Origin of the sequence: Pseudomonas sp. p99-361, assembly GCF_003935475.1 — a bacterium.
Taxonomy (GTDB): Bacteria; Pseudomonadota; Gammaproteobacteria; order Pseudomonadales; family Pseudomonadaceae; genus Aquipseudomonas; species Aquipseudomonas juntendi.
In genome coordinates, this window is sequence record NZ_RHQO01000010.1 from 1 (window position 1) to 19,853 (window position 19,853).

Annotated in this window: 35 protein-coding genes; 17 read left to right on the plus strand and 18 right to left on the minus strand. The window is 59.7% G+C overall.

All coding sequences use genetic code 11. The annotated features are described in order from the left end of the window. Together EGJ22_RS06535 and EGJ22_RS06540 are read right to left on the minus strand one after the other, a co-directional pair. Positions 1 to 247 (minus strand): hypothetical protein (locus tag EGJ22_RS06535; RefSeq protein ID WP_125920161.1); only part of this gene is annotated, 247 nt, incomplete at its 3' end. Beyond that, the gene (locus tag EGJ22_RS06540) at positions 247 to 669 is read right to left on the minus strand and encodes a hypothetical protein (protein WP_029888042.1); all 423 of its coding nucleotides are present in this window, start codon (positions 667 to 669) and stop codon (positions 247 to 249) included. The genes EGJ22_RS06540 and EGJ22_RS06535, both read right to left, overlap by 1 nt. Positions 670 to 851: 182 nt before the next feature. Here EGJ22_RS06540 and EGJ22_RS26400 point away from each other — a divergent pair, with 182 nt between their 5' ends. Then, positions 852 to 1,151 (plus strand): hypothetical protein, encoded by a 300-nt coding sequence (locus tag EGJ22_RS26400; protein ID WP_049274152.1) that lies wholly within the window; start codon positions 852 to 854, stop codon positions 1,149 to 1,151. A gap of 47 nt (positions 1,152 to 1,198) precedes the next feature. On the opposite strand, the gene EGJ22_RS06550 is transcribed toward EGJ22_RS26400, so the two are convergent. The 13 genes from EGJ22_RS06550 to EGJ22_RS06610 all read right to left on the minus strand — a co-directional run bounded on the left by EGJ22_RS06550 (position 1,199) and on the right by EGJ22_RS06610 (position 9,266). Next, positions 1,199 to 2,122, minus strand: coding sequence for a DNA cytosine methyltransferase (locus EGJ22_RS06550; RefSeq protein ID WP_125920162.1), 924 nt, complete (start codon positions 2,120 to 2,122; stop codon positions 1,199 to 1,201). A gap of 18 nt (positions 2,123 to 2,140) precedes the next feature. After that, on the minus strand, positions 2,141 to 2,491 hold the full coding sequence (locus EGJ22_RS06555; RefSeq protein ID WP_016711325.1) for a hypothetical protein: 351 nt from the start codon (positions 2,489 to 2,491) through the stop codon (positions 2,141 to 2,143). Between the two features lie 83 nt (positions 2,492 to 2,574). Continuing rightward, positions 2,575 to 3,000 (minus strand): hypothetical protein, encoded by a 426-nt coding sequence (locus EGJ22_RS06560; protein ID WP_060489023.1) that lies wholly within the window; start codon positions 2,998 to 3,000, stop codon positions 2,575 to 2,577. A gap of 365 nt (positions 3,001 to 3,365) precedes the next feature. Beyond that, entirely contained in the window at positions 3,366 to 3,917 is a 552-nt protein-coding gene (locus EGJ22_RS06565; protein WP_029885840.1) for a hypothetical protein, read from the minus strand. A gap of 249 nt (positions 3,918 to 4,166) precedes the next feature. Next, a complete protein-coding gene (locus EGJ22_RS06570; protein WP_029885839.1) occupies positions 4,167 to 4,679 on the minus strand; it encodes a hypothetical protein in 513 nt (170 codons plus the stop codon). Then, on the minus strand, positions 4,676 to 5,305 hold the full coding sequence (locus EGJ22_RS06575; protein WP_029885838.1) for a lambda exonuclease family protein: 630 nt from the start codon (positions 5,303 to 5,305) through the stop codon (positions 4,676 to 4,678). Before EGJ22_RS06575 ends, EGJ22_RS06570 begins: the two co-directional genes overlap by 4 nt. Further along, on the minus strand, positions 5,292 to 6,236 hold the full coding sequence (locus tag EGJ22_RS06580; RefSeq protein ID WP_029885837.1) for a recombinase RecT: 945 nt from the start codon (positions 6,234 to 6,236) through the stop codon (positions 5,292 to 5,294). The genes EGJ22_RS06575 and EGJ22_RS06580 overlap by 14 nt, the downstream gene beginning before the upstream one ends. A gap of 7 nt (positions 6,237 to 6,243) precedes the next feature. Then, complete coding sequence (locus EGJ22_RS06585; protein WP_029885836.1) at positions 6,244 to 7,368, minus strand: hypothetical protein; 1,125 nt, start codon at positions 7,366 to 7,368, stop codon at positions 6,244 to 6,246. Positions 7,369 to 7,656: 288 nt separating this feature from the next. Beyond that, positions 7,657 to 8,112, minus strand: coding sequence for a hypothetical protein (locus EGJ22_RS06590; RefSeq protein ID WP_029885835.1), 456 nt, complete (start codon positions 8,110 to 8,112; stop codon positions 7,657 to 7,659). Then, positions 8,109 to 8,324 (minus strand): hypothetical protein, encoded by a 216-nt coding sequence (locus EGJ22_RS06595; RefSeq protein ID WP_016711314.1) that lies wholly within the window; start codon positions 8,322 to 8,324, stop codon positions 8,109 to 8,111. Before EGJ22_RS06595 ends, EGJ22_RS06590 begins: the two co-directional genes overlap by 4 nt. After that, complete coding sequence (locus EGJ22_RS06600) at positions 8,321 to 8,524, minus strand: hypothetical protein (protein ID WP_029885834.1); 204 nt, start codon at positions 8,522 to 8,524, stop codon at positions 8,321 to 8,323. The genes EGJ22_RS06595 and EGJ22_RS06600 overlap by 4 nt, the downstream gene beginning before the upstream one ends. Beyond that, positions 8,521 to 8,934, minus strand: a complete 414-nt coding sequence (locus EGJ22_RS06605; RefSeq protein ID WP_029885833.1) for a hypothetical protein — start codon at positions 8,932 to 8,934, stop codon at positions 8,521 to 8,523. The genes EGJ22_RS06600 and EGJ22_RS06605 overlap by 4 nt, the downstream gene beginning before the upstream one ends. 20 nt (positions 8,935 to 8,954) lie before the next feature. Further along, positions 8,955 to 9,266: a hypothetical protein gene (locus EGJ22_RS06610; RefSeq protein ID WP_125920163.1), complete on the minus strand. Its 312-nt coding sequence runs from the start codon at positions 9,264 to 9,266 to the stop codon at positions 8,955 to 8,957. Positions 9,267 to 10,183: 917 nt separating this feature from the next. Here EGJ22_RS06610 and EGJ22_RS06615 point away from each other — a divergent pair. Next, positions 10,184 to 10,510, plus strand: coding sequence for a DUF1654 domain-containing protein (locus tag EGJ22_RS06615; protein WP_029885831.1), 327 nt, complete (start codon positions 10,184 to 10,186; stop codon positions 10,508 to 10,510). Between the two features lie 40 nt (positions 10,511 to 10,550). Here EGJ22_RS06615 and EGJ22_RS06620 read toward each other — a convergent pair whose 3' ends face one another. The 3 genes from EGJ22_RS06620 to EGJ22_RS06630 all read right to left on the minus strand — a co-directional run bounded on the left by EGJ22_RS06620 (position 10,551) and on the right by EGJ22_RS06630 (position 13,080). Then, complete coding sequence (locus tag EGJ22_RS06620; protein ID WP_029885830.1) at positions 10,551 to 11,375, minus strand: DUF3037 domain-containing protein; 825 nt, start codon at positions 11,373 to 11,375, stop codon at positions 10,551 to 10,553. After that, entirely contained in the window at positions 11,375 to 12,175 is an 801-nt protein-coding gene (locus tag EGJ22_RS06625; protein WP_125920164.1) for a HipA family kinase, read from the minus strand. Before EGJ22_RS06625 ends, EGJ22_RS06620 begins: the two co-directional genes overlap by 1 nt. 62 nt (positions 12,176 to 12,237) lie before the next feature. Continuing rightward, positions 12,238 to 13,080 carry a S24 family peptidase gene (locus EGJ22_RS06630; protein WP_029885828.1) on the minus strand — a complete coding sequence of 281 codons (843 nt, stop codon included), beginning with the start codon at positions 13,078 to 13,080 and terminating at the stop codon, positions 12,238 to 12,240. Positions 13,081 to 13,176: 96 nt separating this feature from the next. Here EGJ22_RS06630 and EGJ22_RS06635 point away from each other — a divergent pair, with 96 nt between their 5' ends. From EGJ22_RS06635 to EGJ22_RS06700, 15 genes are all read left to right on the plus strand, one after another. After that, the gene (locus EGJ22_RS06635) at positions 13,177 to 13,425 is read left to right on the plus strand and encodes a Cro/CI family transcriptional regulator (protein WP_029885827.1); all 249 of its coding nucleotides are present in this window, start codon (positions 13,177 to 13,179) and stop codon (positions 13,423 to 13,425) included. A gap of 27 nt (positions 13,426 to 13,452) precedes the next feature. Next, complete coding sequence (locus tag EGJ22_RS06640; RefSeq protein WP_012053015.1) at positions 13,453 to 13,644, plus strand: hypothetical protein; 192 nt, start codon at positions 13,453 to 13,455, stop codon at positions 13,642 to 13,644. An 18-nt stretch (positions 13,645 to 13,662) separates the two neighbouring features. Continuing rightward, positions 13,663 to 13,848, plus strand: coding sequence for a hypothetical protein (locus EGJ22_RS06645; protein WP_029885826.1), 186 nt, complete (start codon positions 13,663 to 13,665; stop codon positions 13,846 to 13,848). 129 nt (positions 13,849 to 13,977) lie between these two features. Beyond that, the gene (locus tag EGJ22_RS06650) at positions 13,978 to 14,781 is read left to right on the plus strand and encodes a Rha family transcriptional regulator (protein WP_029885825.1); all 804 of its coding nucleotides are present in this window, start codon (positions 13,978 to 13,980) and stop codon (positions 14,779 to 14,781) included. Then, a complete protein-coding gene (locus EGJ22_RS06655; protein WP_029885824.1) occupies positions 14,778 to 15,233 on the plus strand; it encodes a hypothetical protein in 456 nt (151 codons plus the stop codon). Before EGJ22_RS06650 ends, EGJ22_RS06655 begins: the two co-directional genes overlap by 4 nt. Further along, positions 15,230 to 16,135, plus strand: coding sequence for a helix-turn-helix domain-containing protein (locus EGJ22_RS06660; protein ID WP_029885823.1), 906 nt, complete (start codon positions 15,230 to 15,232; stop codon positions 16,133 to 16,135). Before EGJ22_RS06655 ends, EGJ22_RS06660 begins: the two co-directional genes overlap by 4 nt. Then, the gene (locus EGJ22_RS06665) at positions 16,122 to 16,928 is read left to right on the plus strand and encodes a hypothetical protein (protein WP_029885822.1); all 807 of its coding nucleotides are present in this window, start codon (positions 16,122 to 16,124) and stop codon (positions 16,926 to 16,928) included. Before EGJ22_RS06660 ends, EGJ22_RS06665 begins: the two co-directional genes overlap by 14 nt. Then, on the plus strand, positions 16,925 to 17,194 hold the full coding sequence (locus tag EGJ22_RS06670; protein WP_080709206.1) for a hypothetical protein: 270 nt from the start codon (positions 16,925 to 16,927) through the stop codon (positions 17,192 to 17,194). The genes EGJ22_RS06665 and EGJ22_RS06670 overlap by 4 nt, the downstream gene beginning before the upstream one ends. Continuing rightward, complete coding sequence (locus EGJ22_RS06675; protein WP_050492193.1) at positions 17,194 to 17,505, plus strand: hypothetical protein; 312 nt, start codon at positions 17,194 to 17,196, stop codon at positions 17,503 to 17,505. Before EGJ22_RS06670 ends, EGJ22_RS06675 begins: the two co-directional genes overlap by 1 nt. Further along, complete coding sequence (locus EGJ22_RS06680; protein ID WP_029885820.1) at positions 17,502 to 17,972, plus strand: hypothetical protein; 471 nt, start codon at positions 17,502 to 17,504, stop codon at positions 17,970 to 17,972. The genes EGJ22_RS06675 and EGJ22_RS06680 overlap by 4 nt, the downstream gene beginning before the upstream one ends. Further along, complete coding sequence (locus tag EGJ22_RS06685; RefSeq protein WP_029885819.1) at positions 17,969 to 18,286, plus strand: hypothetical protein; 318 nt, start codon at positions 17,969 to 17,971, stop codon at positions 18,284 to 18,286. The genes EGJ22_RS06680 and EGJ22_RS06685 overlap by 4 nt, the downstream gene beginning before the upstream one ends. Further along, a complete protein-coding gene (locus EGJ22_RS06690; protein WP_029885818.1) occupies positions 18,277 to 18,579 on the plus strand; it encodes a nuclease domain-containing protein in 303 nt (100 codons plus the stop codon). The genes EGJ22_RS06685 and EGJ22_RS06690 overlap by 10 nt, the downstream gene beginning before the upstream one ends. Further along, the gene (locus EGJ22_RS06695; RefSeq protein ID WP_029885817.1) at positions 18,576 to 18,935 is read left to right on the plus strand and encodes an endodeoxyribonuclease RusA; all 360 of its coding nucleotides are present in this window, start codon (positions 18,576 to 18,578) and stop codon (positions 18,933 to 18,935) included. Before EGJ22_RS06690 ends, EGJ22_RS06695 begins: the two co-directional genes overlap by 4 nt. Then, entirely contained in the window at positions 18,932 to 19,060 is a 129-nt protein-coding gene (locus EGJ22_RS26405) for a hypothetical protein (RefSeq protein ID WP_256671754.1), read from the plus strand. The genes EGJ22_RS06695 and EGJ22_RS26405 overlap by 4 nt, the downstream gene beginning before the upstream one ends. Further along, the gene (locus tag EGJ22_RS06700; protein WP_029885816.1) at positions 19,051 to 19,641 is read left to right on the plus strand and encodes a hypothetical protein; all 591 of its coding nucleotides are present in this window, start codon (positions 19,051 to 19,053) and stop codon (positions 19,639 to 19,641) included. Before EGJ22_RS26405 ends, EGJ22_RS06700 begins: the two co-directional genes overlap by 10 nt. Positions 19,642 to 19,853: the final 212 nt, after the last annotated feature.

A 19,853-nucleotide genomic window follows, 5' to 3' on the forward strand; every position in this document is an offset into this window, starting at 1 on the left:
GCTGATACCTCTCATCAATCCAGCGCCCAGGCGCCAGAGCGGGTGTAGGTTCGGGTTGGGTTTCGTGCGGGGAGAGCTGGCGCTGGTTGCCGGCCTGCAGCTGGCTGTCGGGGATGCAGCTGATGCCGACCCCATTGAGCAGGTAACAGGTGACGCCGCGCTTGCTGTCGTGCTGCACGTCGATGACGTTCTCGGTTGCGCTGGCACCGGTGGCCAGCAGCAGGAGGCAGAGGGCGAGGCGGGTCATCAATAGTCCTCCCAGTTGAGCTCTTTGATGAAGTCCCCACCAGAGCAAAGGTGCTTGTCCTCGATGGCTTCGACGCTTTTCAGATCCTCTAGCGCGGCCTTTGCACGTTCCATGGCAAGCTCTGCATGCCCCATCTGGCGCCGCTTGCGAATCTTGTAGGAGTGCAGGGCCTTCGCCTTGTCGGGGTATGCGTAGCGCCGACCATGTGATGCCTTGAGTACGCGCTTGATTCGACTGGTCTTCTCGCCTCTTTCGAGAGAGCGCCGGGCCCAGTGTTCTTCTCGCTCGTGGACAATCCAGTAGCAATGCTCAGACTCGCGCAGCACTACGAAGCGATGACACACGATCGTCACCCCGTCAGGGCTGATATCGTCGGCGTATCGGAAATGGTCCGGCCAAGCCGGTTGCTTTTCTGCAGGCATGACTTCGTCCTTGGCCGCCGTATCGCGGCAGTGAGTTGTACAAGTGGTTGGGTTCGGTACAAGAAAATCGGCCGATGGTCCGATTCAGTTCTCAAGCTGCGATACCGAGATTGCGTCTCGCCTCGCTTTGGCTATGGTGAGAGTTCACCTGTGGCATACAACTAAACTCGTAGGAGGTCGACATGAGGATTCGCGGTGAGGTTTTTTGGGGGTGGGCTGATCCAACGCTTCACCACCGTACTCACGACGAAACCCTCAGCGATGGAACGCATATTGATGTTCAGGTGCGACTGTCGCGGGGAGGTACGACGCAGATGTTCATCGGGGTTTATGCCCCTAGCGGTATGGCTATCCATGAGGAGGCCTTCGATTCGCGACCAGGGGAGTCGATGACTCGAGCTCTGGCCTGGGGGGTTGGTCGTGCTCGCCGTATTGCCTCTGATGGCCCTCCCGCCGCTGATCGAATCGCCGCCTCGAAATAATTGGGAGAGGGGTTACAGCTGGATGGAGTACAGATGTGCTCTTTCGGTCATGCGGCCTTCATCAAGGCCTCGATGACTCGCTGACCGGCCAGCGGTGGTACCGCATTGCCGGCCATGTGCATGGTCAGCCGGTGATTGTCCGGCCGTAGGGTGTCAGCTGGGAATGACATCGCGGCCAGGGCCTCGCTGGCGCTGAGCATCCGCATGCGGTCGCCGTCGACCAGAGCCCATCGGTCTAGGGTGGTAATGGTGCCGATCGGCCGGTTGATGTCGCGGCCGGTGGTGCCGGAGCCCTTGCCGTAGTAGGGCATGATGAAGCGATCTCCGAAGCGTTGGCGCCCGTTGCGCACTCGGTCGAGCGTGGCCTGGACCCGGCCTAGCTTCTCGATCTGTGACCAGCGCCCGGCGTCGAAGTCGAGGAAACTGGCGGCTGACACATGCCGTTCCTGCGGCAGCTGCAGCATCAGCGGGGCCTTGCTGCGCGTCAGGACCATGAACAGGCGCACCCGGTGCTGCGGCACACCGAGGTCAGCGCAGTCCACGATGTGCGGCGCTGCCTGATACCCCAGCGCCTGGATGGCTTGCAACCAAGCCGGGTAGAGCACCCAGTCGGTGAACTCCGGTACGTTCTCGATGATGGCTGCCTGCGGCCGGTGGAACTCAAGGGCCGCTACCGGCGCCCAGGCCGTCGAGCGCGATGCGTCATGCTCAGGGTTCCCCGATTTCTTCCCGCGGGCCTTGGCGTGCCCCTGGCAACACGGCGAAGCGAGCAGGATGTCGTGAGCAGGTACCTGCTCCCAGCGAGCCTGGTGCAGATCCTGGCAGACATGCTCGGTGTTGGGATGGTTGGCTGCATGCCATTTCACGGCATCTGGCCAGTGGTTTGCCGCCCAGAGAACCTGGACGCCTGCGGCGCGCGCGCCGGTGCTCCATCCGCCGAGGCCGGCGAACAGGTCGATTGCTGTGGTCATAGTGGTCTCGGTCGAGGATCAGTCGAACAGGTGCTCGCGGCGCCCGGTCTCGTGGTAATGCAGGTCCTGAATGGCCTGCTGCTGGTCGATGGTGAACATCGGGTTGCAGGTGGTGCAGTGGCCGGCGATCTTGATTGCCTGGAACGACAGCGTGATGGATGAATGGTCCCTGTAGCAGGATGGGCACTTGATCGAGTCGCTTTCGCAGCACAAGCGCGCTTCGTCCTCGCCGTCATGGATGGTCTTGCATACCGGGCATTCGAACATCTCCTCCACTTCTGGCTGGCAGCACTCCCGGGCTCCATCTTCATCGTCGTGGATGTCGCCACAGAAGCCGCACTTGTAGAGCGTCCTGATCTGAACCTTCATGGTGTCTCCAGGCAGGCGCCGCCCTCTCCGGGGAGGCGTTCATCGTTTGAGAGGGGAAGGCGCTGGCGGGCAGCGCCGGAGGGTCAGGCGGCGACAGCGTTCTCGAACTTGATCAGAAGGCTCCGGCTGTCGTTGGTGCAGCCATCTTCCTTGACCCGGTAGGTGGCTGGCTCGTAATCGTAGATTCCAGTGATTACGCCCTGCGTGATGCGAGTTCCAATAGGCAGCGGAGGTTGTGGGTTATGCTCTTCAGCCCATGCTTTCACGGCCTTACGCTCCGCCTGATCAACCAGGGCATCGACTTCATCCAGCGCTTCCATGTCATCCCTGGTGGTGTCCCAGTAGGCGTATTTGTCGAGCTCCTTCGCCAGTTCGAAGCCATCCATGTGGCGTCGGTAGTGCTGGGCGATCGTCTCGGCGTCGGCGCCGTCCAGCTTCTCTGCTACCACCTTGCAGGCTTCCAGGATCATTGCCTTGTCGGCTGTCGGGCGGGGCGGGATGTTCTGCATGCGGAATCTCCTGAGCATGCGCCGCCCTCCGTGCTGGTGGCGGCATGGTGGCAATTTGGTTTGGGATGGGGTATTACGGGTGACCGGCATGGGGCCGGGCCATGGAGGTGCTGGATTGAAGAGGTTTCTGGTATTGGCAGCGCTGCTGCTTCCGTTTGGAGCCCAAGCTGAATCTGTAGAGGACAAGTATCCAGGCGATTGGAACTGGGAATACAACACCGCAATCTCCTCGTCGTTGGCTCAAGCCAAGGTAAAAAGCTGCGGCATCATCAGATACAGAGTCAGCAGGGATAGCAGTAGCGAATTCCTGGTTTACTGCTCAAACGACAATGAGAACTGGAAGGCCTACCTAGTCTGGCCAAACATCAACAAAGTTCTTGGGCCATACCAGCCAGACCCCTCATTGCCATAGGCTGGATAACCTCATCCCCTGGATCCTGCTGAATCATCAGCATGCTCTTCCGGTCGAAGGCCATGGCCATGCGGGGCGATATGCTGATTTCATGCCGTGGCGGGGTGAGAAACTTCGCTGCGTGCAGCCTGCCCAGAGCGTGGATGCCGTGGATCAGCGCCTCGATCATCTGGCTGTAAGTGGCGTCCGCCCAGCCGCATATCGCTCGCAGGTGCTGGCCGGTTCGTTTCCTGGCTGACAGCCGCAGCGGTTCAGACCGCGCCACAGATCGGTGAGCTTCGATTTCGTGGCGCGTAATCCTGAATAATGCGTGATGCCCGAGCGCTTCGATGTGATGAATCATCAGCGTCATCGCCTCGCCCTGTTCCTCGATGCCGGCCCACTCCATCAGCTCCAGCAGGGCCTGTTTAGTCCCTGGTCGAACCTTCAAGCGCAGGTCTTCTTCCTGTAACCGTTCGGCTTTGGCGCGGCGCTTCTCGTCGCGTTCCCTGGGTGACATCGCCATACGGCGCCTCCATGATTCCGCTGGGCGGGATGTGTATGTGCAGCTGGCGGCGACGCTGCTGCGTGAGCTTCTGGATGCGTCTCATGGGTGGCACACCTCAATGGGCGTTTTCTTCGTCGAGCCAGACGGCATAACCACCAGTAGACGCTTGTTTCCTCGGTATACGCCCCAAGGCTGACCAGTGGATCTGGCCATGGCGGCCGCGTACTTCACGGCTGGCACAGGCTGAGACATGGTGGCGATCATGGCCTACCCCCGATTCCGCTGGAGCGGGAAGTCGATGTCGAACGCAGCGAGGATGCGGGCGAATCTGCAGTTTCCAATGCCTAGCTCCAGTGTCACGCCCCACCGGGACATGCCGGAATCACGCAGGGCTATGATCTTGTCGGCGAGGTCGCGATCTTCCTGACTCGGCTCGGCCTTTACCTTCTCCGGTCTGGTCGGTTTCGGCGGACTGAAGAACCTGAATCCTCCCCTCGCTGCGACACCCCATAGAGCGGTCTTGGTTTCTCCGAGGAGCTCAGCCACCTCGCCACAGGTCATGGTCTTGGCAAGCTCGGATACCTGTGCAGCGCGAGCCTTGGCACGTGTCTGTTGAGGGTGTTCCTTTGCGGGAGACGCCGGCTTAAGCCTCTTTGGTTTCGGCTCAGGATGCTTGCGCTGCGGTAGCGGGCGGTAGGTGAAGCCCTCCAGCACCACAAGCTGGCCGCCAGATGCGAAGAAGGCCGCTTTTGCGGCCTCCAGGTCGATTGATTGGTTCATGCTGCCTCCTTCATTCGCTCGCGCATCTCCTTTTCCAGGTCGCTGAGCTCTTCCAGAAACACCTTGATCTCTGACTCCATCTCGCGGATGCGCTTGAAGTCGCGCTCAAAGCGGTGGCAAACGTACTGAAGCGGTTCTGGCAAGCGGTCGTCGTAGCTGACGAAGTCTGCCCAGGCCCTGCCGGTGCAGGCCATCTGGGCCAGCATTTGCCACTCGTACTGCGGGTCGTGACGCTCAGATTGCATGGTGGCGATGTGGGTCGCAGTGTTTGGGCACTTGATCTCCAGCACGCCATCGTCGCCTACCAAACCATCCGGTGACGCACCAAAGCCAGCAATTGTCGGATGCATGACCAGGCCGGTTTCGACCACCATCAGGCCTTTGTCGGCCTCGTAGGCCATGCAGGCAAACGGCTCAAGCTCGACGCCGCGCTGCACGGCAGGCTTGTTGGACAGGTCAGGTCCGCTTTGCTGGCCGGTGAGGCGCTCGCACAGCAGCTCCATCATGTAGTTCTTGCGGGTCGCAGATGGCGCGCCACCTCGGCCGCTTGCCATAACGTCTTTCACCCGGCTGGCGGTCACACACCCAAGGCGTGCCGCGAACCATTCAGCGCTACGCTGCTCCATCTAACACCTCCTCAGATTCGCCTTCGATGGGCGCCGCCTCTGCCTTGATGGCGTCGGCGCGCTTGGTGACCTCGGCCTTGAAGCGAGCGTGTCCGGTTGCATCCTTTGCCTGCTTCATGGCTGCGGTTCCCTGCTGATACACATCGGTCAGTGCTTCTAGGCTGCCGGCCTTCTGTGCCAGTGCAATCCAGTTGTTCACCATCTCGGGGTCGGTGGGTGCCGAGCCAGCCAGGCTGGCCAGACCCTCACCACCGTCCGTGTTCAAATGGTGAATCGCCTGCTCCAGGCGCTCAGTCTTCGGCCAGTACTTGTAACCGCGCTTCACTACGGTCTTCTTGGCCATCTCGCCCGGGTCGGTGACCCATGGGCAGGATTTGTTCTTGCTGACCCAAGCCTTCCAAGCGCTGGACCTGTCCCGGATGGCGTTCACATCCTCTATGCTCATCGTTTCGGTCAGGTAGTCGCCGTCGGCTGTCTTGACCACCACGTACACGCCGATAACCTCGCCGCGATCCTTGGCGAACGGGTTGTAGGAATGGGTCGGCGGTTTGTCGAAGCCGTTCAGGCTGAAAGCGTCTGCGGCGTAGACCAGTTCAGCCTGGGCCCAGCGGATTGCGCCGGTCGACATGGCCAGGTCCATCAAGCCGATGTAGCTGATGTCCAAGCAGATGCGGCCGTCTCGAGGTACCAGGTAGGCCTGTTTCTTGGCCGGGTTCAGGCTGATGCCGATTGCGGCGATGTTGGTGATCGCGTTGGCCACCGACTGCCTGTTCTGCATTGCCACCTTGGTGGCGTACTCGCTCGAGGTGATCACCTGGATGGCGAATTCGGCCTCGCGCTCGAAGTTCAGCGAGCGGTCAGTCAGCACATTGGCGAACTGGTTCCGCTGCGCGTAAATGTCCTGCGAGATGATGGCTACTGCCTGGCTCATGGCGACCTCAGTAGGAAATGGCGATGTTCGGGATCTTGCGCTGGGCGATCAGGGTGACCGCTTGCTTGGCGCAAGCTTCTGGCATGCCCTCGGCCATGAAGGCTTCCAGGGCGGCGCGGTTGATGCTCGCCCGGTGCGCCTTGTCGGCCTCGCGTGCTTCTTGCTGGCGAAGGATCTCGGCGGCAGCGGCATCGGCCCGACGGCGTTCTTCCTGGCGGGCCTGCTCGGCTGCTTCCTCTTGCCGGCGTGCGGCGTCTTGGCGCTCCTGCTCCATCCGTTGCTCGGTGGCAACGCGGTCGGCTTCAGCCTGGATTCGGGCGCGCTCGGCTTGCTCGGCCTGCAACTTGAGCTGGAGGCGCTGATTCTCGGCTTCGCGCTCTTGCGCAGCGGCCTGGTCAAGCAGTTCCTGTTCACGACGGGCTGCCGCTTCGCGTTCTGCTTGTTGCTGCTGGGCCACGCGCTGCCGCTCGGCCTCGACCGCGGCCTCTTGTGCCAGCCTGATGCGGTCCTGCTCGGCGCGTTCTTCTGCTTCGCGGCGCAGGCGGGCTAGTTCGGCCTGTTCTGCTTCATACTTCTGCCGCGCGGCCAAAGCTTCACGCAGCGCAGCCAGCACCTGGTCTTTCACCTGGCCAGCCTCGGCGGCGAACTCTTCCCAGGAGTCGTCCAAAGCCACGCTTTCGACCCTGGCGATGCTGCTCAGCAGTTCCTCGGTGTTTAGGGAACCAAGATCTGAAGCTTCGGCGCGAAGGCCAAGCATCCGCATCTCATGCCCTTTAACTCGCTCGGCCTCGGCCTGCTCCCACTCGGTGAGTGGCCGGCGCGTCTCGTCCCGCAGCGCGTCCATTTTGGTCACGAACTCGCGCAGTTCAGCTTCGACCACCTTCGGCATTTCCTTGAGCCGGCGCAGGTAGTCGCGGCCGGGCTTCTCGACGGCCGTCTTCGACTTGCTGACCTTCGCGGCAAGGCTGGCGATGCGCTCACGGCCCTTGCGGGTGGTCAGATCGGGTACCTCACCTTCAACCTCGGCCTTCACCAGGTCGATAAATTGCTTCAGGCCGCCGGCCACGTAGATGGCCGGGGCGTTCTCCTCGCTGATCTCTTCGATCGCGATCAGTTTCTGTTCTGCGGACATTAGAAAACCTCGCGCCAGGCCGGCGCCGTCAGTTGAAAGGGGAAATGCCAGGTCACCCAGGCACGGAGGTACGCTCCAGGCCCTGGCTGCGGTGGATGGTTGCGCGCTCTCGCCGCTTACGCTCCGGGTAGGTCCGGTTATCCCCTAAGGGCCCGCCGGGCTCGGGTGCGTTGAATCAGGAAGTGATGTTGCCGGCCAGAGCGCTCAGGAGCAGCCAGCCGGTGCAGAAGGTGAGGGCGATGAAGCTGCCGCGCCAGGTGGCGATACGGCGTGCACGCTGGTAGATGGTCATGGCTTAGGATCCAGGGCCGCGATCGCCGACTTGCCGAGCGCTCTCAGCGAGCGGCGGAAGTTGCCGAGGTCGCGGCGCGCTTTCTTGCGCTCCCTGACGAAGTAAAATGCTCTGGTGCAGTGGACGCATCCTTGCTTGAGCAGATAATCCATCACTTCTTCGTCATTTAGACCTCGATCTTCATCTTGAGACCACTCTCGGAATGCATCCCACATATGCGTCTTTCGGCGATTTTTCTCGTCGTACAGGATGTTCCAGTGCTCTTCGCTGCCGTTCGGCCAAGGCAGATCGCCAAGCTCGGGGGATTCATTGACAGGCTTCGGACCAATCAACTCGTATCGGCTCTCGCATCGGCCAAGGTGAAGCCCGATCTCAGCCGTCAACGACTTGATCTGCTGCAAGGTTGATTCGTGGGCAGCCAAGGTGATGAGTATCGAGCGCTCCAGCTTCATGTCCGCACCTCGTAGGCCAGGGTGCACATGCCGCATAGGTAGGCCCGGCCCGACCAGGCTGCCGGGTTCTCGATGTGGGCCAGGCGCGCCTGGTTCATGGCGTCTTCCATGGTCAGGCCCTTGAACACCAGCAAGATTCGATCGTCTGGCACGGCCTGAGCGACCTCGGCCACCTGGTCGTCGATGATCGACGGGAAGATCGGCGTAGTCATGCAGCCTCCTTGCGCCGCTCGGCAATACGCCGGATGCGCTCGCAGTAGTGTTTGAACTCCTCAGCGTCGATGGCGAGGAGGGAGAAGTAGGCGACCACCAGGGTCTCGGCCTTGGCGTCCTCCACCAGGCCAGAGCCCGGCAGAAGCATCGTTTCGATAGCCGCGTTGATCGCGCTGACGGCGATGGTGTGAGGGCTCATTCCGCCCCCTCGGCCTGGGCCAGCACTCCTTCTTTGGCGAAGGGGGTGAGCAGCTGGCGGGCGATCTCTTCCAGCGCCGACTCAGGGTTGGCCACGCTCAGGATCTCGTCGGCTGCCGCTGCTGCATCGCTGGTTACCTTGCACCGCGCAGCCAGAACCAGGCGGCCCAGCACCGTGTTGCTGATATCCGGCTGGCCAAGCTGACCCATAACGAACTCATCCACCGCCTGGGCGAAGCGCTCATAGGTGACACCCTGCTTCGGGCGCATCCGGCGCTGAAACACTACGTCGCGGCGCGCCATCAGCTCAGCGATGCCGTCGTCGATCCAGCGCTCCTCCGGCGAGCTCTCACTCACCGCCGGCGGCATCCGGTTGTCGTACTCAAACTGTGCTGCTCGAAGTGCGCCCATGGTCGCCTCCAGGTGGTGGGTTACTTGATAACGATTGATGCCAGGTAGGCGCGCCATTCCTGAACGCGCTTTTCTGCCGCATCAAGCTCTGCGCCAAGGGCCTTGAGCGCGCCTAGGTGAATCATTTCTCGGCCTCGGATTAGCGTCCCTTGGTAGGTGCGGCTGTCGCACTCAGAAACCGCTACAGTCACGCCGTTTACTGTGACCGAGTAGCCACGCTGGCCGCAGTGATTGCGGACAGCGGCAAGTCGCTCTGCTGCGACCTTGTGAGCGGCTTCTGCTTTTTCGAGCCCCTGCGCGGCCTGAACAATTTCCTCCGTGTATTTGCTCATCTTGTGAACCTCGGTAGCCAACCGCATTGGCCAGGCGTCAGGCGCGGGTGACCAAACCCACCATGAAGGGTGGCCTGGTGCCTGCCAATGCGGTCGAATGTTGGGGAGGGGATAGGAAAGAAACCCGGTCTTGCCGAATGTGGGATGAATCAGAAGAGGAGCCGGCGGTAGAGGCCTACTCTGAGCCGCCGGCAATAAGAATTTTCACTCTACGATGCAGGTCCAGCGGTGGTTATGTCGGTACGGCGCTCTGGTAAATGCGACGTCTGAAACTAGGAACATACCGCGCTTCTGGAGCGCTTCGGTAAGTTGAGCGAGTGTCTCTGCTTCGATAGTCATTGCTGTTACCTCGTCAGATTTACTGCGTTCATAAATCCTGACCCAGTAGGCAACTGTCGGATTCAATATTTTTGACTCACTTGCCTTCGCGACGCCGCGTGAGCAATCGATTTCCCGTCTGGCCCTGTCGCCAAGGCCAGCCAGTGAAATCTGTGTTTCCTCGCTGCTCGCACTGTGCCAGGCACCGACGCCCGTTCTGAGGGCATCCCGGCAGGGAGCGGTTGCAGCGCAACCCTTGGCCCGCTTGACGCTTTCAGTGAGGGAGCGCGCCGCATGGCTTCGAGCTGGCCAGTTCCAGAGCTGGCATGGGGATCGAATTTATTGCTCGCGCTGTGCCGTTGCCGGGATCGATCCGCGAGGTTCCCATCAATGTGAAAGAGCGGTGAGGCTTGAGGGCCTCCCGAGGGGCTGTGTAGCGCCTCGATGGAATGAAAGATAAGCCAATGCCTAATTCTTGTAAATAGGTAATGCCTAACTTTTTTCATGAGTGCCTAATCCGCTCTCCGGGCTTGCATCGTTCGATGGCTCGGGTAAGCTCTGCCTAATACTGGATGTATGTACAGTTAACGGAGGAAGGTATGGGCAAGCAGAAGAAGTCGACCCCACAAGCGCGCCAAGAGATGACAGCCCTTGAGCGGCTGGGCCTGCGGGTGTCGTCGATGATCAATCACCCGATCGCGCAGTCGCAGCGCTGGGTGACAATCCATCGCCTGGACACGGATGGAGACATGGAGTGGGAGGAGGTGATGGGACTGCTGGCCGAGACGCCGGAGCTGGACCTGACGTTCAACGACGACGAGAGCGTGACGGTTCGCTGGGAGCCGCAGAGCGCCGAGGATCGCGACGACCTAGTCGTTGAAAAGGATTGGGAGGAGGAGAGGATTGAGGAGGAGGCGCCTTTCTGATACCCAAAGAAAAGCCCGCCGAAGCGGGCTCCTTAACTTATTAGTGTAAAAGTCTATTATGGCCTGCTAGCGAAGAAATCATATCAAAATAACGAGCTGAGTCTTTGGCATTAGCTAGATTGAAGAGTTCATCGCTATAGTCGCTCGCCATGTTAAGGTGTGAAGTGATTTCTTTTTCGATAGTACTGGTCGCGGTGTAAACAAAGTAGCTCCCAGTGTTTTCTCCGAGAGCCTTTCGGCCTTCCATGAAGGTCATAACTTTCATAGAGGTCTCTTTTAGTTTGGAGTTAAGATCGTTCACGTTGAAATCTATAGCTTCAGTTATATGAAACTTCCCATTCTTTAAAATGAAGTCTGCGTGAAATCCACTTTTTTCATTAAGAGGGTAATTGTATACTACTTTGTGTCTGCTAAGGTCATCGGTGTTTTTTGCAAGCAGATCCATCGATTCAAACTTGTCTTTCAAGTGGCTCAAGATGCGCGGGGTGCGAACCGTTTTCTCTTTGGTAGAGTGTGGCTTAATAAGAAGATTGAACAGGTTTCTAACCCGCTGTTCGTATTGATTGTCGTCGTCAATTACGAACTCGCCAGGATCAGATAAGTAGCTAGGCGAACGGAAAGCTCTCAATATAGAAAGCGATCGCTCTACCGAGCCGGCAAGCTCGGAAACTTCTTCTATTGAGTGTTTCAGATTCTCAATATCATCCATGCTAGAGCTACCGTCGAGCATCCGAAGCTTGGCGGAAGCATTTATTACGCGGACGTCGAGTTTATCTGGTAAAAACACTACTAAGCCAATATTGATGACCTCGCCGCGCTTAGGATCTGGCATGTACTTTATTATTGAGTACTTAAAGTGTTTCATCAGATCCTCCTTTTGATAGTATTGATCCTATCGATCCTGGCTTGTGACTTCCACCAGTCAGTATAGCTTTTTTTCTCAGCCTTTGTCAGCCATCCAGCCGGCATGTTTTCTAGGATCTCTTCCACATCCTCAACAGATATTGCGGCAAGTTGATCCAAGCAAGCAATCGCTTCGGTGCGGTCATAATTCATGGTTAAGTTAATAAGCATGAACGAGTCTTGAGTGTTGCAGTCTGGGTGAAGCGCATCATAACAGTCATGGCCGGTTTCAAAGCAGGCCCTGCTGAAATCAAATGCCAGGGCGATAAAGTTGTTGTCAAAGCTCTGCCTCCACAGGTAGTTACCCCAGTGGCGGTCTTCATTGTTTACAAAAATATCAAAAGCATATAGCCGGCTAAGGAAGGTCTTGAGGTTATTAACCTTGATTTTGGCCTTAAGAATCTGCATAACATCATGCATGTCAGATAGTTTTTTTACGCCGCCTTCCCAGAGTGATCCGAACCCAAGCGTTCCGTCAGATAATCTGATGAAAGCGTAATTTGGGGTGGGGATTGTCACCCGGTAAGCCAACTCGTAGCATACAAGCTCGCTTGCGGGGACCTTCCCTTTACCATCGGTGGGCTTTTTAACCGCATAGTCCTTCCCGTCACGCGCATTAACGATCAGCTGAAGGTCCGCAGAACCTTGATTATTAGGGTATTCCGTTAGGATATCCACAGGGAAAAGACGCTTTTGATAACCCCCAACATGCCTAGCGGGTGAAGGATTTATCACTTTTGCTGGGTCTTTTTCTTTGGTCATCACGCTTCCCTTCCCTTGAGTAAAATATCTCTTATTAAGCTGAATTCTGTTTTATTAACTGCTCAGACCAAATGCGCATTCCACACCAGTAGCACTCGAGCCTGGATGTAGGTCATGTCCCGGCGGATCAGCCGATCCTTGTGCCGCGGGTTGTCCGAAATCATCTCGAAGTGCTCCTCATCAGCCACCTGCAGGCGCTTGATGTAGAGCAGGTCATCCCAGACGAAGAGGTACACCCCATCGCCCACGAAGTCGCGGACGTTGATGTTCACGATCAGCGGGTCCCGATGCTTGATGGTGGGCTCCATCGACTGACCCCAGCCGGTGACCACTTTCAGGTGGTAGTGCTCCTCAAACTCGACGCCGATTTCCCGCAGGTGACTGGGGCTGACGCGAATGTCCTTGAGCATTTCCGGGTAGTCGTGGGGGAGTTGGCCGCCACCCATTGCAGCGCGGATATCGTAGTGAGCGATCCGGACTTCGTCCCCGACCAGGCCAGGCCGGGTGAAATCTACGGTAATTACATTTCCCTCATCGGTCGCTTCGGCGGCTGCAATCAACTGCGCGCGCGCCGAATCCGACAAGTTCTTGCCTTGCTTCGCGAGCATGGCGCGAACCATGTCGGCAGCTGAGGTTGGCGCCGGCTCTGCGACAGGTTCCGAAGTGACATCCTGGATGCTCTCGTAGGAGAAACCTGGGCGAAGCCCCCAGTGCTCAGGGCCCACCACATCAGAAAAGTAAGCGATCACGTCCATCAGCTTGGACTTGTCGATCCGGCCGTTTTTCACCCAGCCCTGTACCGACGGAGGCTTCACCTGGAAGTCGTCTGCAAGCTGTTTCTTAGATACGCCCTTGGCGATCCGCGCAGCATCAATGGCTGCACCTAATTCTGGTCCGGTAAGCATTGCCTAATTAGGCCTATCGCCAGCGCGATTAGGCAATGGCTTGTACGAAATAAGGTAATGCCTTATATTCATCGGTAAATCTCCAGGAGAGAACTCATGAAATCAGCAGAAGCAGCCAAAGAAGCATCCCGCGTGCTGGGCAGCCAGGCGGAATTGGCGCGCCGGCTGAATGTGGCGGCACCCACCGTCAACCAATGGTGTTCAGGAGAGCGCATGGTCCCAGCCAAGCGCGCACTACAGATTGAGGCGCTTACGAATGGTGCTGTGAATCGTGCCGATCTGTGTCCTTCGTTCCCATGGAGCCAGATCGACAGCAACCCGACCCACGCGCTTTCCGCCGCTTAACCACTTTCAACCACAAAGGAACCCACCGTGTCGTACTTCGACCCCGACCACCTGCACAACAAGCCCACCAAGGTTCGCTTGGATGAGGCTGCCGACGATCTGCTGTCGGCGATGGCTCGCTTCAAGCGCACGCAGAAGGCAGTGCTCGCCAGGGAAATTCTGGAGCGCGGTCTCGACCAGATGATGCAAGAGCTTAACGCGAAGACTGACGTGGCCTGAAGTGGCCGAGGAGGCCCTGTGCCAGAAAGCAAAGAGCTGGAGATCCAGCTCGACGGGAAGGGCAATTCGGATCTGGCGTATCTCGCCAGGCAGAAGGGCTTAACCCCTGAGCAACTGGCGGCACAAATCATCAACGAGGCTCTCAACCGGATGACGAGAACAGAGCCTGGCCGAAGCAATGTTCGGTCGTTTCGCAAGGGCTAATAAGCCCCTGAGGGACTCATGAGGAACTGCCGTTGAAAACACCAAAACCCAAACCGCGGACGCAAAAAAGCCGGTGGCTAGACCGGCTTCTTGTACTGCATTCGTAACGCTTGTGTGAGGTCATCATATATGCATCAGACCATCCAAAGCAATACCGCAGCCCTCGCGCCACAAAATGCGAACCACGATTTCGTGGCGCGCACGATGTCGTCGCGTGAGATAGCCAGCTTGACTGGCAAGCGTCACGCCAACGTGAAGCGCGACATTGCGGCCATGCTGGCCGAACTGAAAGCAGATGTACTCAGTTTTGAGCACATCTACTTGGACGGGCAGAACCGCGAGCAGGTCGAGTATTTGCTTGATCGGGAGCACACCGACTGTCTCCTGACCGGCTACAGCGCCGTCCTGCGCATGAAGGTAATTCGCCGCTGGCGTGAGCTGGAAGGCCAGTCCGAGGCGCGCCAGGCCGTGATGGCCAATGGCACCAAGGTGATAGGCGAGATCGCCATCATGGAGTGCTTCACGCGCCTGCTGAAGCCAGCCGCATCCTGCCAGGTGCAGATGCTCGCCAAGATCGCCGAGAGCAACGGCCTCGACCCGAAGTTCCTGCCCAGCTATGCAGTGGATGCGCCTGCTGACGCGGCTGGCGGAAGCTCTTTGCCAACCAAAGCGCTGACCGCCCTGCTCAAGGACAACGGTATCCGCATGTCGCCCGCGTCGTTCAACAAGGCGCTGCAGCAAGCCGGGGTGCTCAAGGTCATGCAGCGCAAGAACTCGAAGCAGGAGGTGGTCACCTTCTGGGCGATCACCGAGAAGGGTTTGCGCTACGGCAAGAACCTGACCAGCCCACAATGTCCTCGCGAAACGCAGCCTCACTGGTATGTGGATCGCTTCCCTGAGCTGGCCGAGATGGTCGGGAAGGGGCGGCCATGAAGTACGTGACCCTTGTTGTAGAAGACGCTGCCGAGCCGATCCACCTGGGCATGGCGCTGGCTGGAGGCCGCGTTACTGCGGCTGGCACCGGTGACTATTCCCTGTATTGCGACCTTATGGAAGCCGCCAAGGAGCTAGTTTTGCTGCTTGAGGGAGGAATCCCACCGGGGCACGACTCTTTGGACGCTGCCGCGCGCACCGCCCGCGAGATCATCACCAGGCTGGACGATGCTGGGGATGGCGTCCATTCGGAGCACGAAGCCCTGCGCGCTGACGCCAGGCGCTATCGGTACATGCGCGACTTTCCATACAACAACTTAGCCCGGGCGGTGGGGATCACTGACGGCCGACATTTCTGGCTTCAGTACGCTGCTGCCGACCAAGCAATTGATAAGGCGATGGCTGATGACGCCGAGCTTCTTGCATGCATGGCCAGGGAGCATGACCAATGAGCATGGAGCTGATGGTCAAGGCCATGAAAACCAAGGTCGGCAACCCGCTGCGCAAGCTCGTGCTCATCAAGCTGGCCGACAACGCCAACGACATGGGCGAGTGCTGGCCGTCGTATCAGCACGTTGCCGACCAGTGCGAGATCAGCAAGCGCTCTGTGATGAACCACATCAACACCCTGTGCGGTGCCGGCCTTCTGCGCAAAGAGATCCGTAAGGGCGGCCCAAAGGGTAACTCTTCGAACGTCTACTACCTCACCTTGAGTGGTGCAGCAGATTCACTAGGGGTAGTGCAGCAGATTCACCAGGGTAGTGCAGCAGGTTCACCCCCTAGTGCAGCAGATTCACTAGGGGGTAGTGCAGGAGCTGCACCCAGAACCAGTCACTCTTTTGAATCAGTAACGGAACCAGTCATTGAACCAGTTGCGACCCAGGCTGAAGCCGTGGTCGCGGAGGGTATCGTGGTTCCGTTTACGGCTCAGCAGCCGCGCTGCGAGATCCCGGCAGATATGCCAGGGCCGAAGAACCAGTCCTGCAAAACCTTCAAGGCCTGGGCGAACTACGCCATGGCCTACCGCAAGCGCTACCACGCGTGGCCGGTATGGAACGCCAAGGCCGGCGGCCAGGTTGGCCAGCTGATCAGCCGTCTCGGCATCGATGTCGCCCACCATGTGGCCGCGTACTTCCTGACGATCAACGACGCTCGCTTGATCAACGGCTGCCATAACCTGGGCGACCTGCTGGCCAAGGCCGAGGCATACCACACCCAGTGGGTGACCAACCGCCAGATGAACGCCACGACTGCCCGGCAGCAAGAGCAGACTCAGGCGAACATAAACGCGGCGCAGGAAGCGGCGGACGCAATCCGGAACCGCCAGGGGGGTAAGCGCAATGCTTTCCTCTGACCAACAAGCCGAACTGGCCGTGGCCATCTGTGCAACTGCCGAGGCAATGGGCCAGGCAATCAGCGCTGGAGGCGCTGAGCTCATCGCTGAGGACCTTTCGGCTTATGAGCCTGGCGTGATCATCGGCGCACTACGCGCGTGCCGTAGAGAGCCTGCTGGGCGCCTTTCGCTCGGCATGGTTCTCAAGCACATCCACGCGGCTGATAGCCGTCCCGGCAAGGATGAGGCGTGGTCGATCGCGCTGGCGGCCAGTGACGAGCATGAAACCGTCGTGCTCACCACTGAAATCCGCCAGGCCATGATCGCCTCAGAGCCAATCCTTGAGGCCGGCGACAAGATCGGCGCCCGTATGGCCTTCATGAGCGCCTACGAGCGCCTGGTCAGCTTCGCCCGCGCCGAGGATCAGCCGGCCAAGTGGGAAGTGTCGCTGGGTTACGACGCTGGGTGCCGTGTGGTTGCCATCGAGTCCGCCGTTCTTGCCCAGCTCATCACCCAAGAGACCGGCGCCAAGTACCTAGCCGATCTGCGCATTGCGCCGACCACCCAAGACGGCGAAGCCATTGCGGGCCTGCTGACAGGTGCAGTTCGCCCGCAGGCCAGCGAGAAGACGCGGGAAAAGCTCGCCGAGGTGCGCTGCATCCTCAAGGCCGCCAAGGCCAAGAAAGACCGCGAGCGCGCCAAGGAAGACCAGCGCCGCCGCATCGAAACCTACCTGCGCAAGCGGCAAGCACGCGCCGCAGTCGCTCAGTTGAACATCAAGCGCGCCGGGCAGCCGGCCGGGGAGGGGGTGTGAGCCTATTCCAGTGCTACGAATGTGGCTGCCGAGAGAACACGGCCACCAGTAATTTTTGGGTTCGCATGGAGGGGCAGTGGCGCGGGCTGCCAAGCCAGCCTTGGATGCTGTGCTCCGCATGCGATCCGTGCATCCACGAATGGCACGGCCAGTTCGAGCGTCTGTACCTGCCCAAGGGTGAGTTCCGCACAGACGGCCAGGGAAACCTTGAGCACATCGCCACCGGGAAATCGGTATCGGAATTTCTGGCCGGGGAGAAGCACTGATGGACACCAACAAGATGCGCGAGCAGTTCGAAGCGGCATATGCAGCAAAGAGCACGGCCCGGAATGGCCGCTTCTACCCGGGAGTGCTTACACGCTGCGATGACGGCGAATACGTGATCCCATCCGTTCAATCTGCATGGTGGGCCTGGCAGGCCTCCCGCGAGGCCGTGGTGGTGGAGCTGCCGAATCGATCAGCTGAGGCCTACCGCGAGGAGTTCGACGACGTGGAAGGCGGCAGCTTCAACGAGGCGGCCTACATCCGCGACGTGCGCAAGGCGATTGAGGCCCAGGGCCTGAAGGTGGCGCCATGACCGAGAAGATAAGCGTCAACAGCCAGGCCAAGCTATCCGAGGCCGTGACCATGCTCACTCGGATGTTCCGCGACAAGAAGTTCGTCGTGGTGAGCATGCGCCCTGGCAAGGACCGCACCCTGGACCAGAACGCTCTGTGGTTCGCCATGTACGACCGGATCGCCAAGAGCACCGAGATGGGCGGCATCGAGGATGTGCGCAGGTACTGCAAGCTGCACTTCGGAGTGCCTATCATGCGCGCCGGCTGCGACGAGTTCCGCACTGGCTGGGCCGAGTCGTTCATCCACCTGCCGTATGAGGTGAAGCTTCGCCTGATGGGGCCGTGCGCGATGTTCGGGCCGGATGGTTTCCCGGTGACTCGGCTGTTCGACCGGGCCCAGGGGGGCCAGTACACCGACAGAATCGTGGACGAGTTCGCGCCGCAGGGTGTGGTGTTCAGTGATCTGTTGAGTGAGGAGGCTGCATGAGCCATCAATTCAAGCCGGGCGACCTGGCGCTGATCGTGGGTGCTCACCGCTTCACTGAGAACATAGGCAAAGCGTGCGAGCTCGTAGAGTTCCTGACGCCGGGCCAGGTGAGCGCTTGGCGAGATCCGGCAGACGGGCGCCCTGTAAGCAATGCGTCTGGTCGCGAATGCTGGCTCGTCGTCGGCGATGGTCTGGTCTCCAGCATCCAGGATACCTATGGTGCGTGCCTTTCGATGCCGGCGCACCTGATGCCCTTGCGCGGCGACTTCGTGCCCGGGCAGCAGAAAGCAAAGGAGGCCGAGCCATGCGCGTAGTCAGCAAGAAGGTGCGCGAGAGCGCCCGGGGCCAGGACTGCACAGTCCGCCTCCCTGGCACCTGCAACTTCAACCCCGAGACCACCGTGCTGGCGCACCTGCCATGCGGCCAGAAAGGCATGGGCATGAAGGGCTTCGACACCGTGGCGGTCTACGCCTGCTCGGCCTGCCATGACGTGCTGGATGGGCGCGGGCGGGGTGAGGTGGATTGGTCGGACATGCCAAGGGCCATCGCGGAGACGCATGAGGCCCTGATCAGCGCCGGGCTGATGACAGTCAAGGGGGCGGCATGAACGAACTGACGCTCCCATGGCCGCCGGCCGCATGCAGCCCCAACGCCCGGGTGCACTGGTCGAAGAAGAGCAGGGCGGCCAAGGCCTACCGTGCGGCGTGCCATGTGCTCGCCAAGCAGGCCGGCCTGCAATCGCTCGTGGGCCAGGCCCTGCTGGTGGTCGAGTTCGTGCCGCCCGACCGCCGCCGGCGCGACGACGACAACCTGCTGGCGATGTTCAAGGCTGGCCGTGACGGCCTGGCGGACGCACTGGGCATCGACGACAACGTATTCGCTACCCAGATCAGGGTTAGCAAGGAAACGACCAAGGGCGGCGCTGTGCGCGTCCACATCAAGCCAATGGGGGCAGCAGCATGATCTGGACCATCACAGACACGGCCGGCGTGCTGCTCCTCGCTATGGCCATCGTTTCGGCCTGGTGCGCTATGCGCGCCAACAGTATTCAAACCCGCCGCAAGAAGGAGAACGGCCCATGCAACTGAACAGCGCACGGCAGGCGTGGCATGACTGCCTCTACACGGCATGGGATAGCCAAGGTGCATTCATCGAGCAACTCGGCCTGCTGGGGGCGATGGTGCAAACCACGGAACGACAGCGCCACGCCGGCCATGCCGCACACCAGGTCATCGCCGGCCAGGTGCAGTCGGCGATCGGCAAGCTAACCGCGCACGTGAAGGCCTTCGGCAACTTCATGTACTCACCGCGGCTCGACGTCGACACCAAGGAGACGGCCGAGGAATCGGTTTTCATCATGGTGACGCAGCGCTCTCCGCGCATGACCGCCGCCAAGCGCGAAAAACTCGAGTACGTGGTAAAGGGCGTCATGGCCAGGTACCGGTACATGCACCAGGGCGGGCAGTCGGCCAATGATGACCCGCTGGAGTCGCCTGAGGGCTTCCGTGCCTGGCTGGATGCCCACTATGGGGTAAGGCTGGAATCGGTCCGCTGGGAGCGAGAGTGGGGCGGATATGTGCGCCTTGCGTTCGAGTGCTGCGAGGATCTGGACAAGGAAGCACTGAGTCCGGTGGCAGCCGCAATTTACGAAATGCGCAGGGCCGCTTGAGGCCCTATTGCGTTCCCGCTCGGCTGGTGGCATGATTTCGCCATCCTGATAATTTTGCCTCCGGCAAAAACTCAAATTAACCCGGCCATTGCGCCGGGTTTTTTATTGCCCGAAGAGGCCCTCAAGAGGCCCGACGCCACCTCTGGCGAGGTCAGATTTTTTTTGTGTAGCACGGAACGTTTTGATGGCGCTATGATTCTGATAGGTTGCTA

Bases quoted from the DNA above. Each gene is read 5' to 3' on its own strand.
- EGJ22_RS06540 (WP_029888042.1), bottom strand. From the start codon at position 669: ATGCCTGCAGAAAAGCAACCGGCTTGGCCGGACCATTTCCGATACGCC.
- EGJ22_RS26400 (WP_049274152.1), top strand. From the start codon at position 852: ATGAGGATTCGCGGTGAGGTTTTTTGGGGGTGGGCTGATCCAACGCTT.
- EGJ22_RS06550 (WP_125920162.1), bottom strand. From the start codon at position 2,122: ATGACCACAGCAATCGACCTGTTCGCCGGCCTCGGCGGATGGAGCACC.
- EGJ22_RS06555 (WP_016711325.1), bottom strand. From the start codon at position 2,491: ATGAAGGTTCAGATCAGGACGCTCTACAAGTGCGGCTTCTGTGGCGAC.
- EGJ22_RS06560 (WP_060489023.1), bottom strand. From the start codon at position 3,000: ATGCAGAACATCCCGCCCCGCCCGACAGCCGACAAGGCAATGATCCTG.
- EGJ22_RS06565 (WP_029885840.1), bottom strand. From the start codon at position 3,917: ATGGCGATGTCACCCAGGGAACGCGACGAGAAGCGCCGCGCCAAAGCC.
- EGJ22_RS06570 (WP_029885839.1), bottom strand. From the start codon at position 4,679: ATGAACCAATCAATCGACCTGGAGGCCGCAAAAGCGGCCTTCTTCGCA.
- EGJ22_RS06575 (WP_029885838.1), bottom strand. From the start codon at position 5,305: ATGGAGCAGCGTAGCGCTGAATGGTTCGCGGCACGCCTTGGGTGTGTG.
- EGJ22_RS06580 (WP_029885837.1), bottom strand. From the start codon at position 6,236: ATGAGCCAGGCAGTAGCCATCATCTCGCAGGACATTTACGCGCAGCGG.
- EGJ22_RS06585 (WP_029885836.1), bottom strand. From the start codon at position 7,368: ATGTCCGCAGAACAGAAACTGATCGCGATCGAAGAGATCAGCGAGGAG.
- EGJ22_RS06590 (WP_029885835.1), bottom strand. From the start codon at position 8,112: ATGAAGCTGGAGCGCTCGATACTCATCACCTTGGCTGCCCACGAATCA.
- EGJ22_RS06595 (WP_016711314.1), bottom strand. From the start codon at position 8,324: ATGACTACGCCGATCTTCCCGTCGATCATCGACGACCAGGTGGCCGAG.
- EGJ22_RS06600 (WP_029885834.1), bottom strand. From the start codon at position 8,524: ATGAGCCCTCACACCATCGCCGTCAGCGCGATCAACGCGGCTATCGAA.
- EGJ22_RS06605 (WP_029885833.1), bottom strand. From the start codon at position 8,934: ATGGGCGCACTTCGAGCAGCACAGTTTGAGTACGACAACCGGATGCCG.
- EGJ22_RS06610 (WP_125920163.1), bottom strand. From the start codon at position 9,266: ATGAGCAAATACACGGAGGAAATTGTTCAGGCCGCGCAGGGGCTCGAA.
- EGJ22_RS06615 (WP_029885831.1), top strand. From the start codon at position 10,184: ATGGGCAAGCAGAAGAAGTCGACCCCACAAGCGCGCCAAGAGATGACA.
- EGJ22_RS06620 (WP_029885830.1), bottom strand. From the start codon at position 11,375: ATGAAACACTTTAAGTACTCAATAATAAAGTACATGCCAGATCCTAAG.
- EGJ22_RS06625 (WP_125920164.1), bottom strand. From the start codon at position 12,175: ATGACCAAAGAAAAAGACCCAGCAAAAGTGATAAATCCTTCACCCGCT.
- EGJ22_RS06630 (WP_029885828.1), bottom strand. From the start codon at position 13,080: ATGCTTACCGGACCAGAATTAGGTGCAGCCATTGATGCTGCGCGGATC.
- EGJ22_RS06635 (WP_029885827.1), top strand. From the start codon at position 13,177: ATGAAATCAGCAGAAGCAGCCAAAGAAGCATCCCGCGTGCTGGGCAGC.
- EGJ22_RS06650 (WP_029885825.1), top strand. From the start codon at position 13,978: ATGCATCAGACCATCCAAAGCAATACCGCAGCCCTCGCGCCACAAAAT.
- EGJ22_RS06655 (WP_029885824.1), top strand. From the start codon at position 14,778: ATGAAGTACGTGACCCTTGTTGTAGAAGACGCTGCCGAGCCGATCCAC.
- EGJ22_RS06660 (WP_029885823.1), top strand. From the start codon at position 15,230: ATGAGCATGGAGCTGATGGTCAAGGCCATGAAAACCAAGGTCGGCAAC.
- EGJ22_RS06665 (WP_029885822.1), top strand. From the start codon at position 16,122: ATGCTTTCCTCTGACCAACAAGCCGAACTGGCCGTGGCCATCTGTGCA.
- EGJ22_RS06675 (WP_050492193.1), top strand. From the start codon at position 17,194: ATGGACACCAACAAGATGCGCGAGCAGTTCGAAGCGGCATATGCAGCA.
- EGJ22_RS06680 (WP_029885820.1), top strand. From the start codon at position 17,502: ATGACCGAGAAGATAAGCGTCAACAGCCAGGCCAAGCTATCCGAGGCC.
- EGJ22_RS06685 (WP_029885819.1), top strand. From the start codon at position 17,969: ATGAGCCATCAATTCAAGCCGGGCGACCTGGCGCTGATCGTGGGTGCT.
- EGJ22_RS06690 (WP_029885818.1), top strand. From the start codon at position 18,277: ATGCGCGTAGTCAGCAAGAAGGTGCGCGAGAGCGCCCGGGGCCAGGAC.
- EGJ22_RS06695 (WP_029885817.1), top strand. From the start codon at position 18,576: ATGAACGAACTGACGCTCCCATGGCCGCCGGCCGCATGCAGCCCCAAC.
- EGJ22_RS26405 (WP_256671754.1), top strand. From the start codon at position 18,932: ATGATCTGGACCATCACAGACACGGCCGGCGTGCTGCTCCTCGCTATG.
- EGJ22_RS06700 (WP_029885816.1), top strand. From the start codon at position 19,051: ATGCAACTGAACAGCGCACGGCAGGCGTGGCATGACTGCCTCTACACG.